This window comes from Streptomyces sp. MST-110588 (genome assembly GCF_022695595.1).
In the GTDB taxonomy this organism is placed as follows: Bacteria; Actinomycetota; Actinomycetes; order Streptomycetales; family Streptomycetaceae; genus Streptomyces.
Genome location: NZ_CP074380.1, coordinates 1,832,947 through 1,848,727, shown reverse-complemented (window position 1 = coordinate 1,848,727; position 15,781 = coordinate 1,832,947). Strand labels below are relative to the sequence as shown.

11 protein-coding genes and 1 riboswitch are annotated in these 15,781 nt (G+C 72.3%); of the genes, 9 read left to right on the top strand and 2 right to left on the bottom strand.

Features of this window, described 5'->3' with window-relative positions:
• Positions 1–9: 9 nt before the first annotated feature.
• A complete protein-coding gene (locus tag KGS77_RS08095) occupies positions 10–1,254 on the top strand; it encodes a CobW family GTP-binding protein (RefSeq protein WP_242579855.1) in 1,245 nt (414 codons plus the stop codon).
• Positions 1,255–1,420: 166 nt separating this feature from the next.
• On the opposite strand, the gene KGS77_RS08090 is transcribed toward KGS77_RS08095, so the two are convergent.
• Entirely contained in the window at positions 1,421–3,868 is a 2,448-nt protein-coding gene (locus KGS77_RS08090; RefSeq protein ID WP_242579854.1) for a DNA topoisomerase IV subunit A, read from the bottom strand.
• Positions 3,869–4,199: 331 nt separating this feature from the next.
• On the opposite strand from KGS77_RS08090, the gene KGS77_RS08085 reads away from it, so the two are divergent.
• From KGS77_RS08085 to KGS77_RS08070, 4 genes are all read left to right on the top strand, one after another.
• Positions 4,200–5,618, top strand: coding sequence for a pitrilysin family protein (locus tag KGS77_RS08085; RefSeq protein ID WP_242579852.1), 1,419 nt, complete (start codon positions 4,200–4,202; stop codon positions 5,616–5,618).
• A gap of 73 nt (positions 5,619–5,691) precedes the next feature.
• Positions 5,692–7,110: a pitrilysin family protein gene (locus tag KGS77_RS08080; protein ID WP_242579850.1), complete on the top strand. Its 1,419-nt coding sequence runs from the start codon at positions 5,692–5,694 to the stop codon at positions 7,108–7,110.
• A 289-nt stretch (positions 7,111–7,399) separates the two neighbouring features.
• Positions 7,400–7,556, top strand: a riboswitch (cyclic di-AMP (ydaO/yuaA leader).
• Between the two features lie 13 nt (positions 7,557–7,569).
• The gene (locus KGS77_RS08075; RefSeq protein ID WP_242579847.1) at positions 7,570–8,364 is read left to right on the top strand and encodes a M23 family metallopeptidase; all 795 of its coding nucleotides are present in this window, start codon (positions 7,570–7,572) and stop codon (positions 8,362–8,364) included.
• Positions 8,365–8,605: 241 nt separating this feature from the next.
• Entirely contained in the window at positions 8,606–9,295 is a 690-nt protein-coding gene (locus KGS77_RS08070) for a GntR family transcriptional regulator (protein ID WP_242579845.1), read from the top strand.
• A gap of 350 nt (positions 9,296–9,645) precedes the next feature.
• Here the strand turns inward: KGS77_RS08070 and KGS77_RS08065 are convergent, their stop codons facing one another.
• Positions 9,646–9,927: an HPr family phosphocarrier protein gene (locus tag KGS77_RS08065; RefSeq protein WP_242579843.1), complete on the bottom strand. Its 282-nt coding sequence runs from the start codon at positions 9,925–9,927 to the stop codon at positions 9,646–9,648.
• 237 nt (positions 9,928–10,164) lie between these two features.
• On the opposite strand from KGS77_RS08065, the gene KGS77_RS08060 reads away from it, so the two are divergent.
• From KGS77_RS08060 to KGS77_RS08045, 4 genes are all read left to right on the top strand, one after another.
• The gene (locus KGS77_RS08060; protein WP_242579842.1) at positions 10,165–13,077 is read left to right on the top strand and encodes a bifunctional GNAT family N-acetyltransferase/acetate--CoA ligase family protein; all 2,913 of its coding nucleotides are present in this window, start codon (positions 10,165–10,167) and stop codon (positions 13,075–13,077) included.
• A 46-nt stretch (positions 13,078–13,123) separates the two neighbouring features.
• Positions 13,124–13,717: a DUF5998 family protein gene (locus KGS77_RS08055; RefSeq protein WP_242579841.1), complete on the top strand. Its 594-nt coding sequence runs from the start codon at positions 13,124–13,126 to the stop codon at positions 13,715–13,717.
• Positions 13,717–14,973, top strand: coding sequence for a nucleotide pyrophosphatase/phosphodiesterase family protein (locus tag KGS77_RS08050; RefSeq protein WP_242579834.1), 1,257 nt, complete (start codon positions 13,717–13,719; stop codon positions 14,971–14,973). Before KGS77_RS08055 ends, KGS77_RS08050 begins: the two co-directional genes overlap by 1 nt.
• 105 nt (positions 14,974–15,078) lie before the next feature.
• Positions 15,079–15,732 carry a thymidine kinase gene (locus KGS77_RS08045; protein WP_242579831.1) on the top strand — a complete coding sequence of 218 codons (654 nt, stop codon included), beginning with the start codon at positions 15,079–15,081 and terminating at the stop codon, positions 15,730–15,732.
• Positions 15,733–15,781: the final 49 nt, after the last annotated feature.

Below are 15,781 nucleotides of genomic sequence, written 5' to 3'. Positions count from 1 at the left end.
GGCGCCCCCTTGGCCACGCCCACACAACAGATCCCGGTCATCGTGCTCGCGGGTTTCCTGGGGTCGGGCAAGACCACCCTGCTCAACCACCTGCTGAGCAGGAGCGGGGGCAGCCGCATCGGGGCCGTCGTCAACGACTTCGGCAGCATCGAGATCGACGCCATGGCGGTCGCCGGGCAGGTCGACTCGATGGTCTCCCTGGGCAACGGGTGCCTGTGCTGTGCGGTGGACACTAGTGAGCTGGACGAGTACCTGGACCGGCTGGCCCGCCCCGCGGCCCGTATCGACGTCATCGTCATCGAGGCCAGCGGCCTGGCGGAACCGCAGGAACTCATCCGTATGGTCCTGGCGAGCGAGAACGACCGCATCGTGTACGGCGGTCTCGTCGAGGTCGTCGACGCGGCCGAGTTCGAGGCCACGCGGGTCAGGCACCCGGAGCTGGACCGGCATGTGGCCGTCGCGGACCTCGTGGTCCTGAACAAAGCTGACCGGATCGGTGAGCGGGAGCGGCAGTCCCTCCTGGACACGCTCGCGGAGCTGAGTGCCGCAACGCCCGTCGTCCCGGCGGCGTACGGGCGGATCGACCCGGAGCTGTTCTTCGACCGCAAGCCGCGCGAGGACCTTCACGAAGCGGTCCGGCAGCTCTCCTTCGAGGACTTCCTCCGTGAGGCGCGGGAAGAAGCGGAGGAAGCGGAGGGAGGGGCGGAAGCGGAAGGCTGCGCTCCGGGGCATGGGTGCGGTGCGGAGCACGAGCACGGTCCGGACTGCGGCCGTCATCTGCACTCCGGTTACCAGAGTGTGGAATTCACCTCCGAGGAGCCCATGGATCCCCGCCGGCTGATGGCGTTCCTCGACAGCAGGCCCGCGGGCCTCTACCGCATCAAGGGCTTCGTCCACTTCGACGTCCCGGAGAACCGCCAGAAGTTCACCGTGCACGCCGTCGGCGACTTCCTGCGCTTCTATCCCGGTCCGTGGCAGCGGGACGAGCCGCGTGTCACCCAGCTCGTCATGATCGGCAGCGGTATCGACGCCCCGGCCCTCCGCGAGGAGCTGGCCGGCTGCCGCCGGACCGGCACGCCGGGGGGAGCCCAGGACGCGGACAGCACGGCGGACAGCATGTGGGGCGTGCTGCGCTACGTCGTCCCGTCCGAGCCTGCGGACGGTACGGAACCGGCGTACGACCCCACGGCGTACGACTCGGTGGCGTACGACCCCACGGCGTATGACCCGTCACCGTACGACCCGACCGCCTGACCGACGCCGGACGCCGGAAGCCGAAACACCGGACGCCGCAACATCGGAAGCCGCAACACCGGAAGCCGGACGACAGACCTCGGACGGCAGGCGCCGGGCCCTCCCCTCCCTCAGGGCCCGGCGCCACGCACCTTCACGCGTCCGCGCGCGGAGGCGGTTACACCGGTTACACCGGCCCGGCCAGCGCGGCCACCGGCTTGGCCAGCGGCAGCCCCGAGCCGTCCCGCCGCGGGTCCGCCTCCGGCAGCGGCACCGGAGCGCCCTTGGCGTCCGCGGCCCGTACCGGCGCGGCCCCCGCCCACGCCCGCACCAGCCGGTCCTCGCCCTTGAGGAACCGCTGGCAGCGCACCCCGCCCGTCGCCCGGCCCTTGCGCGGGTACTGGTCGAACGGCGTGAGCTTGGCGGTCGTGGGCGTGTCGTCGAGCGTGCCGTGCGAGCCGGCGGCGGTGAAGACCATGGCGTCGGCCGCGGGGTCGACCGCCGTGAAGGAGATGACCTTGGCGTCCGGGCCCAGCTTGATGCCCGTCATACCGCCCGCCGGACGGCCCTGCGGGCGCACCTGCGCGGCCGGGTAGCGCAACAGTTGCGCCTCGCTGGTGATGAAGACCAGGTCCTCCTCGCCCGTCCGCAGTTCCATCGCGCCCACGATGCGGTCACCCTCCTTGAGGGTGATGACCTCCAGTTCCTCCTTGTTGGCGGGATAGTCGGGGACCACGCGCTTGACGACGCCCGCTTCCGTGCCGAGCGCCAGGCCCGGCGAGGATTCGTCCAGTGTCATCAGGCAGACCAGCTCCTCGCCGTCCTGGAGGGAGAGGAACTCCGAGATCTGGGCGCCGCCGGACAGGTTCGGCGCCGCGGCGGTGTCCGGGAGCTGCGGCAGGTCGATCACCGGCAGCCGCAGCAGCCGGCCCAGGGAGGTCACCGCCCCGACCTCGCCGCGGGTCGTCGCCGGCACGGCCGAGACGATCACGTCGTGCTTGACGCGCTTGGCGTCGGTGTCGAAGGACGCCTCGCCGTTGGCGGTACGGGCCAGCAGCCCCGTCGAGGACAGCAGGACCCGGCAGGGGTCGTCCGAGACCTCCAGCGGTACGGAGGCGACCGGGGCGCCCGCCGACTCCAGCAGGACCGTGCGCCGGTCCGTGCCGTACTTCTTGGCCACCGCCGCCAGCTCGCCGGAGACGAGCTTGCGCAGCTCGGCGTCCGAATCGAGGATCTTGGTCAGCTCCTCGATCTCCGCCGTGAGCTTGTCCCGCTCGGCCTCCAGCTCGATCCGGTCGAACTTGGTCAGGCGGCGCAGCGGGGTGTCGAGGATGTACTGGGTCTGGACGTCGCTCAGCGAGAAGCGCCCGATCAGCCGCTCCTTGGCCTGGGCGCTGTTCTCGGAGGACCGGATCAGGCGGATGACCTCGTCGATGTCGACCAGGGCCGTCAGCAGGCCCTCGACCAGGTGCAGCCGGTCCTGCCGCTTGCCGCGCCGGAACTCGCTGCGGCGGCGGACGACCTCGAAGCGGTGGTCGACGTAGACCTCCAGCAGCTCCTTGAGGCCCAGGGTCAGCGGCTGGCCGTCCACCAGCGCGACGTTGTTGATGCCGAAGGACTCCTCCATCGGCGTGAGCTTGTAGAGCTGCTCCAGTACGGCCTCGGGGTTGAAGCCGTTCTTGACCTCGATCACCAGCCGCAGGCCGTGCTCACGGTCGGTGAGGTCCTTGACGTCCGCGATGCCCTGGAGGCGCTTGGCACCCACCAGGTCCTTGATCTTGGAGATGACTTTCTCGGGGCCGACGGTGAAGGGCAGTTCGGTGACGATCAGGCCCTTGCGGCGGGCCGTGACGTTCTCGATCGAGACCGTGGCGCGGATCTTGAACGTGCCGCGGCCGGTCTCGTACGCGTCCCGGATGCCGCCCAGGCCCACGATCCGGCCGCCCGTCGGCAGGTCGGGGCCGGGCACGAAGCGCATCAGCGTCTCAAGGTCGGCGTTCGGGTGCTTGATCAGATGGCGGGCGGCGGCGATGACCTCGCCCAGGTTGTGCGGCGGCATGTTCGTCGCCATCCCGACCGCGATCCCGGAGGTGCCGTTGACCAGCAGGTTCGGGTACGCGGCGGGCAGCGCGACCGGCTCCTGCTCCTGGCCGTCGTAGTTCGGGGCGAAGTCGACGGTGTTCTCGTCGATCGACTCCGTCATCAGGGACGTCGCCGAGGCCATCCGGCATTCCGTGTACCGCATGGCGGCGGGCGGGTCGTCGTTGCCCAGCGAGCCGAAGTTGCCGTGCCCGTCCACCAGGGGCAGCCGCATGGAGAACGGCTGTGCCATGCGCACCAGTGCGTCGTAGATGGAGGCGTCGCCGTGCGGGTGGAGCTTGCCCATCACCTCACCGACGACCCGGGCGCACTTGACGTAGCCGCGCTCGGGCCGCAGCCCCATCTCGTTCATCTGATAAAGGATGCGGCGGTGTACGGGCTTGAGGCCGTCGCGGGCGTCCGGCAGGGCGCGGGAGTAGATGACCGAGTACGCGTACTCAAGGAAGGAACCCTGCATCTCGTCGACGACGTCGATGTCGAGGATCCTCTCCTCGAAGTCGTCCGGCGGCGGGGTCTTCGTGCTGCGGCGGGCCATCGCGGCTGCGGCTCCTTCTGCTGCGTCTACTGCCGATGGGGGGTGGGCGGCCAAGTCCGGCCGGTTCTGCCAAGTCTTGGGGCCGAGGTGTGGGTCTGCTGTGTCCGACGCGGATGTGGTTCTGCTGTGTCCGACGCCGACCATTGTGGACCGCCCCACTGACAACGCCGACCGCGACCCTCCCTCTTCCGCCGGCGGGACCCCGCGCCCACCCCGGAGGGGGACGCCCGGATCCGCTCGTAAGGGGCCGCTCGGGCGGGAACTTCGCCATACGTCGGCGCGCTTGCATACAGTGACAGAACTTCCTCGCAAGCGGATCGAAGGGACGTACATGCCCATGGGTCACACGGCCACAGAACAAGCCGGCTCCGGCGGCCTGACAGCGACCGAGCACCGGCTGGCCAACGGCCTGCGCGTGGTGCTCTCGGTGGACCCCCTGACACCGGTCGCCGCGGTCTGCCTCTGGTACGACGTCGGCTCGCGCCACGAGGTCAAGGGCCGTACCGGTCTGGCTCACCTTTTCGAGCACCTGATGTTCCAGGGCTCGGCCCAGGTGAAGGGCAACGGCCACTTCGAACTCGTCCAGGGCGCCGGCGGCTCCCTCAACGGCACCACGAGCTTCGAGCGCACCAACTACTTCGAGACCATGCCCGCCCACCAGCTCGAACTCGCGCTGTGGCTGGAGGCGGACCGTATGGGCTCGCTGCTGACCGCGCTGGACGAGGAGTCCATGGAGAACCAGCGCGACGTCGTGAAGAACGAGCGCCGCCAGCGGTACGACAACGTTCCTTACGGCACGGCCTTCGAGCGGCTGACGGCCATGGCCTACCCGGAGGGCCACCCGTACCACCACACGCCCATCGGGTCCATGGCCGACCTGGACGCCGCCTCCCTGGAGGACGCACGGGAGTTCTTCCGTACGTACTACGCGCCCAACAACGCCGTGCTGTCCGTCGTCGGGGACATCGACCCCGAGCAGACGCTGGCCTGGGTGGAGAAGTACTTCGGCTCGATCCCCTCGCACGACGGCAAACGCCCGCCGCGCGACGGCACGCTGCCGGACGTCATCGGCGGCGAGCTGCGCGAGGTGATCGAGGAGGAGGTCCCCGCCCGGGCCCTGATGTCCGCCTACCGGCTGCCGCACGACGGCACACGTGAGGCGGACGCGGCCGACCTGGCGCTGACCGTGCTGGGCGGCGGCGAGTCCTCCCGCCTGTACAACCGGCTGGTGCGCCGCGACCGTACGGCCGTGGCCGCCGGGTTCGGCCTGCTGCGGCTGGCCGGCGCGCCCTCGCTGGGCTGGCTGGACGTGAAGACCTCCGGCGGTGTCGAGGTGCCGGACATCGAGCGGGCCGTGGACGAGGAGCTGGCCCGCTTCGCCGCCGAGGGCCCCACGCCCGAGGAGATGGAGCGCGCGCAGGCCCAGTTGGAGCGCGAGTGGCTGGACCGGCTGGCGACGGTCAGCGGGCGGGCGGACGAACTGTGCCGCTTCGCCGTGCTGTTCGGCGACCCGCAGCTCGCGCTGACCGCCGTCAACCGCGTACTGGACATCACCCCCCAGGAGGTGCAGCAGGTCGCGCAGGCGCGGCTGCGCCCCGACAACCGCGCGGTGCTGGTGTACGAGCCCACGGGGCCCGCGGCCGAGACCGACGGGGCCGAGGGGAGCGGGAAGAGCGACGAGGGCGCCGAGGACGACGGGACCGCCGATGCCGCCGCCGGTGCCGCCGGCGCCAAGGAGGCGGCCCGGTGAGCGGGCGCCGCGCAGGAAACATCAACAGGAGCACGCCGGGCGCACGCGGCTCCGAACGCAGCGAGGAGCAGCGATGAGCGACGCCGTGACCAGCACCGGACAGGCCGAGCAGGCCGGAGCGACCATGGAATTCCACCCTCAGCCGCAGGCCGGCGCCCCCAAGCCGTGGGCGTTCCCGGCCCCCGGCCGCGGCACGCTGCCCAACGGCCTGACAGTGCTGCGCAGCCACCGCCCCGGCCAGCAGGTCGTCGCCGTCGAGATCAACCTCCTCGCCCCGCTGGACGCCGAGCCCGAGGGCCTGGACGGGGTCGCAACAATCATGGCGCGCGCCCTGTCCGAGGGCACGGACAAGCACGACGCCGAGGAGTTCGCGGCCGAGCTGGAGCGCTGCGGCGCCACGCTGGACGCGCACGCCGACCACCCGGGCGTACGGGTCTCCCTTGAGGTCCCGGCCTCCCGGCTGGCCAAGGCGCTCGGTCTGCTCGCCGACGCGCTGCGCGCCCCCGCCTTCCCCGACAGCGAGGTCGAGCGGCTCGTACGCAACCGGCTGGACGAGATCCCGCACGAGCTCGCCAACCCGGCGCGGCGCGCGGCGATGGCCCTGTCCAAGGAGCTCTTCCCGGCCGGCTCCCGGATGTCCCGGCCCCGCCAGGGCACCGAGGAGACCGTCGAGCGCATCGACGCCTCGGCCGTACGCGCCTTCTACGAGGCCCATGTGCGCCCCGCCACGGCCACCGCCGTGATCGTCGGCGACTTCACCGGCGTGGACCTGGACACGGCGCTCGCGGACAGCCTCGGGGCGTGGACCGGCTCCGCCGCCGAGCCCCTCAAGGCCACGCCCGTCACCGCCGACGACACCGGCCGGGTGGTGATCGTGGACCGCCCCGGCGCCGTCCAGACGCAGTTGCTCATCGGCCGTATCGGCGCCGACCGGCACGACCCCGTCTGGCCGGCCCAGGTCCTCGGCACGTACTGCCTGGGCGGCACGCTCACCTCCCGTCTGGACCGCGTGCTGCGCGAGGAAAAGGGTTACACCTACGGCGTACGGGCCTTCGGCCAGGTGCTGCGCTCCGCCCCGGACGGTACGGGCGCCGCGATGCTCGCCATCAGCGGCTCGGTCGACACCGCCTCCACCGGCCCGGCGCTGGAGGACCTGTGGAAGGTGCTGCGCACGCTGGCAGCGCAGGGCCTGACGGACGCCGAGCGTGACGTGGCGGTGCAGAACCTGGTGGGTGTGGCTCCTTTGAAGTACGAGACCGCCGCGGCGGTCGCCGGGACCCTCGCCGACCAGGTGGAACAGCACCTCCCGGACGACTTCCAGGCGCAGTTGTACGCGCGGCTGGCCGAGACCGGCACGGTCGAGGCGACCGCGGCCGTGGTCAGCGCCTTCCCGGTGGACCGGCTGGTCACGGTCCTGGTGGGGGACGCCTCGGAGATCGCCGAGCCGGTCAAGGCGCTGGGGATCGGCGAGGTACGGATCGTCACCGGCTGACCCCGGTGGGCCGGCCGCCGGCGCCAGCCGGCGGCAACTCATCGGCCGTCGACGGCCCTCGTGGGGCGCACGGCGGCTCTTGAGAGACGTACGGCGCCCCTTGAGGGACGCAAGAGATCCCAGGGTGCTCATGTGCCCTGGGATCTTCCTTTTGCCCGGGTTGTTGGGGGCGGTTCCACGAGAGTCGTGTGGCGTACGGCACAAATTCGCGCTTCTGTTTGCCGATTCCAAGACGGCGCGTCTAGCGTCGGATGCGCTGTCCGTCACCAGTGAGCCGCGCCGCGGCGCCGGACAGCGATCGCCGAGTCCCCGTACGGCGCGAGCCAGGGGAGCCGGGGACCCAACGTCCCCATGGGGTGAATCGGTCTCCTCTCCGGAGGAGCCCGTAGGAGACCTTCCTGCTCCGAACCCGTCAGCTAACCCGGTAGGCGAGAGGGAAGGAAAGGACACAGCCGCCCCATGGCGTTCACCCGTGCCACCGGGAAGCACCGTCGTCCGAGCCGCAGCGCCCGTACGACCCGCAACATCGCCGGCATAGCCACGCTCGCCGCGTCCGGCGTCATGGCTTCCGTCGCCTCCCCCGCGATGGCCGCCGGCACGGACGACGCGAGCCTGCACGACACCGGCCTCCGCCAGGCCGTCGCCATCGGTGACGAGCTCGCCGACAACCTCACGGCCCAGGCCGACGCCCAGCAGGAGGCTGCCGAGGCCGCCGCCGCCCAGGCCAAGGCCGAGCAGCAGGCCCTCAAGCGCGCCGAAGAGGCCAAGCGCAAGGCCGAGGAGAAGGCCAAGAAGGACCGCGAGGCCAAGGAGCGGGCCGCCCGCGAGGAGGAGCGCAAGCGCCTCAACGCCTTCGTCGCGCCGATCGACGGCTCCTACGTCTCCACCCAGTACAAGGCGTCCAGCGGCCTGTGGTCCTCCGGCAGCCACACCGGTGTCGACTTCCACGCCGGCTCCGGGACCACCGTCCACGCGGTCGGCGCGGGCACCGTCGTCGAGGCCGGCTGGGGCGGCGCGTACGGCAACAACGTCGTCATCAAGATGAACGACGGCACGTACACCCAGTACGGCCACCTCTCCTCCATCAGCGTCCAGGTCGGCCAGACCGTCATGCCGGGACAGCAGATCGCCCTGTCGGGCGACACGGGCAACACCACCGGCCCGCACCTGCACTTCGAGGCCCGTACGTCGCCCGACTACGGCTCGGACATCGACCCCGTGGCGTACCTGCGCTCACACGGCGTCAACGTCTGACGGGAAGACCGTCGCCCCTGACGAGAAGACCGTCGCTTCCCCCGACTCCGACCCCGGCCCCGGCCGGGGTTCCGGCGTTTTCGGGCGGATTTCCCTCCACGGGTTTCCGTCACCCGTGCTCATGGCCAAAACATATCCATGAACGGGAGAAGGCCACCGGAAAGGCGACCACGGTCGAATAGAGTCACGGAAAAGCCGCCGACCGGCGGCGTTTCCCGGGAATCGCGGGGAGGCACGGACGATGCGAGGCCATATTTCCGCGCACGCGGTGTGCACGGCGATCCGCGACGACATCGTCTCCGGCGCCCTGGCGCCGGGCAGCCGCCTCGTCGAGGAACTGCTCGCCGGCCGTTACGGGGTCTCCCGCGTCCCCGTACGGGAGGCACTGCGCACCCTGGAGTCGGAGGGGTTCGTCACCACCCGCCGGCACGCCGGTGCCTGTGTCGCCGAGCCGACCGAACAGGAGGCCGCCGACCTGCTGGAGATGCGGGCCCTGCTGGAGCCGCTGGGCGCGGCCCGCGCGGCGGCCCGCCGCACCCCCACCCACCTGAAGGTGCTGCGGGCGCTGGTGCAACTGGGACAGGCCAGGGCCCGCCACGGGCTCGCCGCGGACCTGCGTCAACTGGACGGCTGGTTCCACGGGACGCTGGCGCAGGCGTCCGGCAGCCCGAGCCTGACCGCGCTGCTCACCCAGTTACGGCGCAAGATCGAGTGGATGTACGTGGTCGGGCCGCCCGCCCGGGCCGCCGAGTCGTGGCGGGAGCACGGGGCGGTGGTGGACGCGGTGGGCCGCGGGGACGGGGAGCGGGCCCGGGCCCTGATGGCGGCGCACATCGAGCGGGCGCTGCCGGCCTACCGGCTGCGCCGTCCCGCCGCGCACGTGGTGAGCACCGCGAAACATCCCGTCAACACGGCGCGTGCCCGCAATTAACAATTCCGGTGTATACGGGATTCGGGCCGGAAAAGGAAAGGGTGGATCGGGATCGGGCGGGTGGGCGATGCGTGCTCCGGGACCGCCTCCCCGTAAGTTCCGCGGCGCGGCACGACGTACGGCCGAGGTTCTTCGAGCCGGAATCCTTCGAGCCGGGAATCCCCGAGCCAAGAATCTTCGAGCCGGAAATCTTCGAGCCGGGTGTCTGCGAGCCGGGTGTCTGCGAGCAGGTGTCTGCAAAGAAAACGGCCCTGCCGCGGCGACCGTCGTACGGTCTTTGCGACAGGGCCGCGCGTGCCGGATCCCGGGGTCCCCGAAGGGCCCGCGGGGACCGGAGCCCGGCTCGGGGCTCAGACGGTCTCGGGCAGCTCGTCCAGGCCCTCGGCGACGAGCTTGGCCAGGCGGTCCAGCGCGGCGTCGGCGCCCTCGGCCTCGGAGGCCAGGATGATCTCCTCGCCGCCCTGGGCGCCCAGGCCCAGCACCGCGAGCATGGAAGCGGCGTTGACGGGCTTGCCGTCGGCCTTGGAGATCGTCAGGGGCACCCCGGCGGCGGTGGCCGCACGGACGAAGATCGAGGCGGGGCGGGCGTGCAGACCCTCGGCCCAACCGACATTGACGCGGCGCTCAGCCATGGTGTTGCCCTTCAAGTCGTTGCGGGTTGTCTAGACCAGTGTCGCACGCTGCTGGGAGTGCTCCGGCGCGGCCACGTCCCGGCCTCTCCTTTCCCGCGCCCTGACCTCGCCTTTTCCGCGCCCGGCGGTCGTCTTCCCCGCCTTTCGGCCGGTATCCCTCCCGCCCGCTCAGCCTGCCCGCGCGGTACGGGCACGCATGCCGAGCCGGTTGTCGGTGGCGGGTCGTACGCTGTGCGCATGTCGACCTTGTCGGAGTCCGCCTACCCGGCGCACTGGGAAGCCGACGTGGTGCTGCGCGACGGCGGCACCGCCCGGATCCGCCCCATCACGCCCGACGACGCCCAGCGGCTGGTCTCCTTCTACGAGCAGGTCTCCGACGAGTCGAAGTACTACCGCTTCTTCGCGCCCTATCCCCGCCTGTCCGACCGCGACGTGCACCGCTTCACCCATCACGACTACGTCGACCGGGTGGGCCTGGCGGCCACCGTCGGCGGCGAGTTCATCGCCACCGTCCGCTACGACCGCATCGACGAGCGCGGGCTGCCCGCCAAGGAGCCCGGCGCCGACCAGGCCGAGGTGGCCTTCCTCGTCCAGGACGCCCACCAGGGCCGCGGTGTGGCCTCCGCCCTCCTGGAGCACATCGCCGCCGTCGCCCAGGAGCGCGGCATCCGCCGCTTCGCCGCCGAGGTGCTGCCCGCCAACTCCAAGATGATCAAGGTGTTCACGGACGCCGGCTACACCCACAAGCGCACCTTCGAAGACGGCGTGGTCCGCCTGGAGTTCGGCCTGGAGCCCACCGAGCGGTCCATGGCCGTGATGCGCGGCCGTGAGCAGCGTGCCGAGGCCCGCTCGGTGCAGCGCCTGCTCGCCCCCGGCTCGGTCGCCGTCGTCGGTACGGGCCGCACCCCCGGCGGCGTCGGCCGCTCCGCGCTGCGCAGCCTCCTCGGCTCCGGCTTCACGGGCCGTACGTACGCGGTCAACCACGCCTTCCCCGAAAGCGGCGGCAGGCTGGAGCCCGAGGGCGTACCGGCCTACCGGCGGGTCCGGGACATCCCCGAGCCCGTCGACCTCGCCCTCCTTGCCGTGCCCGCCGCCCAGGTCCCCGAAGTGGTCCGGGACTGCGGCGAACACGGCGTCCAGGGCCTGGTCATCCTCTCCTCCGGGTACGCCGAGTCCGGGCCGCCGGGCCGGGAGCGTCAGCGCGACCTGCTGCGCCAGGTCCGTTCGTACGGCATGCGCCTGATCGGTCCCAACGCCTTCGGGCTGATCAACACCGCCCCGGCCGTCCGCCTCAACGCCTCGCTGGCACCCCAGATGCCCGGCGCCGGCCGGATCGGCCTGTTCACCCAGTCCGGCGCGATCGGCATCGCCCTGCTCAGCGGCCTCCACCAGCGCGGCCCGGGGGACGGCGGGATCTGCGGCATCTCCACCTTCGTCTCCGCCGGGAACCGCGCGGACGTCTCCGGCAACGACCTCCTGCAGTACTGGTACGAGGACCCGGACACCGACGTGGCGCTCCTCTACCTCGAATCGATCGGCAACCCGCGCAAGTTCACCCGCCTCGCCCGCCGCACGGCCGCCGTCAAGCCGGTCGTCGTCGCCAAGGGCGCCCGCCACAACGGCACCGCCCCGCCCGGACACACCGTCCCCACCACCCGTATCCCCGACAGCACGGTCTCCGCCCTGCTGCGCCAGGCCGGCGTACTGCGGGTGGACACCGTCACCGAGCTGATCGACGCCGGACTGCTGCTGGCCTCCCAGCCGCTGCCCACGGGCCCGCGGGTGGCGATCCTGGGCAACTCCGAGGCGCTGGCCCTGCTGACGTACGACGCCTGTCTCACCGAAGGGCTGCGGCCCCTGCGCCCGCACGTCCTGGCCTCCTCGGCGACCCCCGGCGACTTCCGTACCGCCCTGAAGGAAGCCCTGGCCGACGACCGCTGCGACGCCGTCGTGGTCACCGCGATCCCCTGGGTGGGGGAGGGCGGCAGTGCCGTGCCGGGCGAGGGCGCGGCCCTGGCCACGGCGCTGCGCGAGGCGGCCGGCGGCGGCGCGGCCAAGCCGGTGGCCGTCGTCCACCTCGCCATGGACGCCCTCGCCGAGGCCCTGGGCACCGGCCTGCCGCCGGGTACGGACCCGGGCCCGGACACCGGTACGGAACTCCGGCCGCCCACCGAGGAGGGCGGCTCCACGGCCCCCGTACGGCCCCCCACCGTGCCTGCCGACTCCGCCACCTCTGTCGCCCCCGCCACCTCCGCCATCCCCATCGCCCCGAGAATCCCCGCCTACCCCGCCGCCGAGCGGGCCGTACGGTCCCTGGCCGAGGCCGTGCGCTACGCGCAGTGGCGCCAGGACGCGGCCGAGCCGGGCCGGGTGCCGGAGTACGACGACATCCAGGAAGCCGCCGCCGGAGCCGACATCGAGCGGCTGCTGAACGACCTCACCCGGGACGCCGACCCCGCCCGGCCCGTCCCGCTGCCGCCCGACGCCACCCGCGCCCTCCTCGCCCGCTACGGCATCCACGTCCGCCCCGCCCTCCCGGCGCCCGACCCGGACGCCGCCGTCCGCGCCGCCGCCGGCCTGGGCTACCCGGTGGCCCTGAAGACCACCGCCCCCCACCTGCGGCACCGCCCCGACCTCGGCGGTGTCCGGCTCGACCTGCCCGGCGAGGCGGAACTGCGCCGCGCCTACGCGGAGTTGACCGACTCCCTCGGCACGCCCGAAGAGCTGCGCCCGGTCGTCCAGAGCATGGTGCCGCGCGGCGTCGACACCCTCGTACGCGCCGCCATCGACCCCGCCGCCGGCGCCGTCCTGACCTTCGGCCTGGCCGGCGCCCCCTCCCAACTGCTCGGTGACACCGCCCACCGGCTCATCCCGGCCACGGACCGTGACGTCGCCGGGCAGATACGGTCGATCCGCACCGCCCCGCTGCTCTTCGGCTGGCGCGGCTCCCAGCCCGTGGACACCGCCGCCCTCGAAGAGCTGCTGCTGCGCGTCTCCCGGCTGGTCGACGACCATCCGGAGGTGGTCGGCGTGGACCTGGAACCGGTCGTCGTCGCTCCGCACGGCGTCTCGGTGCTGGAGGCCGTCGTCCGGCTGGCCCGCCCCCCGGCCACCACCGACCTCGGCCCCCGCCGGCTGCCCGCCTACTGAAGCGCGCAGACCCATACAGCCCGGTACGCCCCGTAGGATGGACCCCATGGCAAAGACCGGTACGACGACCCAGGGGCTGCGCGCGGCGATCGAGCGCAGCGGCTACTACCCGGCACTCGTGGCCGAGGCGGTGCAGGCCGCGGTCGGCGGTGAACCCGTGGTCTCGTACCTGGTGCACCAGGAGACGACCTTCGACGCCAACGAGGTACGCCGCCATGTCACGGTCCTCGTCCTGACCGGCACCCGCTTCATCGTCAGCCACACCGACGAGCAGGCCGCCGACGCCACCTCCCCCTCGCCGTACGCCACCACCTCCACCGAGTCCGTCAAGCTCGGCCGGATCTCCTCCGTGGTGCTCAGCCGCGTCGTGGCCAACCCCGAGTCCTACACCCCCGGGCAGTTGCCCCGCGAGGTCGTCCTGACCATCGGCTGGGGTGCCGTCGCCCGGCTGGACCTGGAGCCCGCGAGCTGCGGCGATCCCGACTGCGACGCGGACCACGGCTACACCGGCTCCTCCACCGCCGACGACCTCTCGCTGCGGGTCAGCGAGGCGGGCGACGGCCCGGACACCGTGCGCCAGACCCTCGCCTTCGCCCAGGCGCTCTCCGAGGCCACCGCGGCCACCGCCACCGCCCGCTGATGGCGCACTCCGCCGCCCCCGCCTGGCCCGAACCCGAACCGCTCGACCCGGCGACGGCTCCCGTTCCCCGGTACGGCACCGGCTCGCTCGCCGACCTGCTCCCCGCGATCGTCGCGGGCCAGGGCCTGCTGCCGCACGCCGTACCGGAGGTGCCGAACCCGGGCGGCCCGGACGCCCCCGAGGACCCGGCCCCACCCGCGTACCCGGGCATGGACCTGACCCCCGCCGACCGCGCCTGCGTCTTCCTGATCGACGGCCTCGGGTGGGAGCAGCTCCGCGCCCACCCTGACGAGGCCCCGTTCCTGACGTCCCTCCTCGGCACCTCGTTCAACAACACCGGCCGCCCCATCACCGCCGGCTTCCCGTCCACCACCGCCACCTCGCTGGCCTCGGTCGGTACGGGACTGCCGCCCGGCGCCCACGGCCTGCCCGGCTACACCTGCCAGGACCCGGCCGCCGGCGTCCTGATGAACCAGCTCCGCTGGCAGCCCTGGACCGACCCGTACGCCTGGCAGCCGTACCCGACGGTCTTCCAGCTCGCCGACGCGGCCGGCATCCACACCTGCCAGGTCTCCTCCCCGCACTTCCAGCACACCCCGCTCACCGAGATCGCCCTGAGCGGCGGCACCTTCCACGGCCGGCTCTCCGGCGAGGAGCGGATGGACCTGGCCGCCAGACAACTGGCCGCCGGGGACCGCTCGCTGGTCTACACGTACTACGCGGAGGTGGACGGCAAGGGCCACCGCTACGGCGTCGACTCCGACGCCTGGCGTGGACAGCTCATGTACGTCGACCGTCTCGCGCAGCGCCTGGCCGAACAACTCCCGCCCCGCTCCGCCCTGTACATCACCGCCGACCACGGCATGATCGACATCCCCTTCGGCCCGGAGTCCCGTATCGACTTCGACGAGGACTGGGAGCTGCGCGCGGGGGTGCGGCTGCTGGGCGGCGAGGGACGGGCCCGGCATGTGTACGCCCACCCCGGCGCCGCCGCCGACGTGCTCGCCGTCTGGCGTGAGGTGGTCGGCGAGCAGATGTGGGTGGCGAGCCGCGAAGAGGCCATCGCCGCCGGGTGGTTCGGGCCACGGGTGGAGGACCGGGTCCGTGAGCGCATCGGTGACGTCGTCGCCGCCGCGCACGCCGACATGGTGGTCGTCGCGACCGAGTCCGAGCCCGGGGAGTCCGCGATGGTGGGCATGCACGGCTCGATGACCCCGGTCGAACAATTGGTCCCGCTCCTGGAAGTCCGTACCTGAGCCGACCCCGCCGCGCACCGCCGCCCCGAACGCCCCCGACCTGCCGCCCGACCCGCCCCCTCCGCATCCGCCCTGCGCACGAGCCCGAAAGGCCCGCAACCCCCTATGCCCGAGCTGGTGTTCTTCTCCGGAACGATGGACTGTGGAAAGAGCACCCTCGCTCTGCAGATAGAGCACAACCGCTCGGCCCGCGGCCTGCAAGGAATGATCTACACCCGCAACGACCGGGCGGGCCGGGGCAAGCTCTCCTCCCGTCTCGGCCTGGTCACCGAGGCGGTCGAGGCGGCGGACGACATGGACTTCTACGCGCATGTCGTCGGCCATCTGACCTCCGGCGGACGTGTCGACTACGTCATCGCCGACGAGGCCCAGTTCCTCACCTCCGAGCAGATCGACCAGCTCGCGCGCGTCGTGGACGACCTGGACCTGGACGTCTACGCCTTCGGCATCACCACCGACTTCCGCAGCAAGCTCTTCCCCGGCTCGCAGCGCCTGATGGAACTGGCCGACCGGGTGGAAGTACTCCAGGTCGAGGCCCTGTGCTGGTGCGGCGCCCGCGCCACGCACAACGCCCGTACCGTGGGGGGAAGGATGGTCGTCGAGGGCGCGCAGGTCGTCATCGGCGACGTGGACGACCCGCGGGCCGAGGTCGGCTACGAGGTGCTGTGCCGGCGTCACCACCGGCGCCGCCAGACCTCCGCCACCGCCCACGCGGCGGCCCTGTCACCGGACGTCCTGCCGGTCGACGCCGCGCGCTAAACGCAGGGGGCCCCAGCGCGTCGACACGGGTGACGTGGCAGGCTCGCGG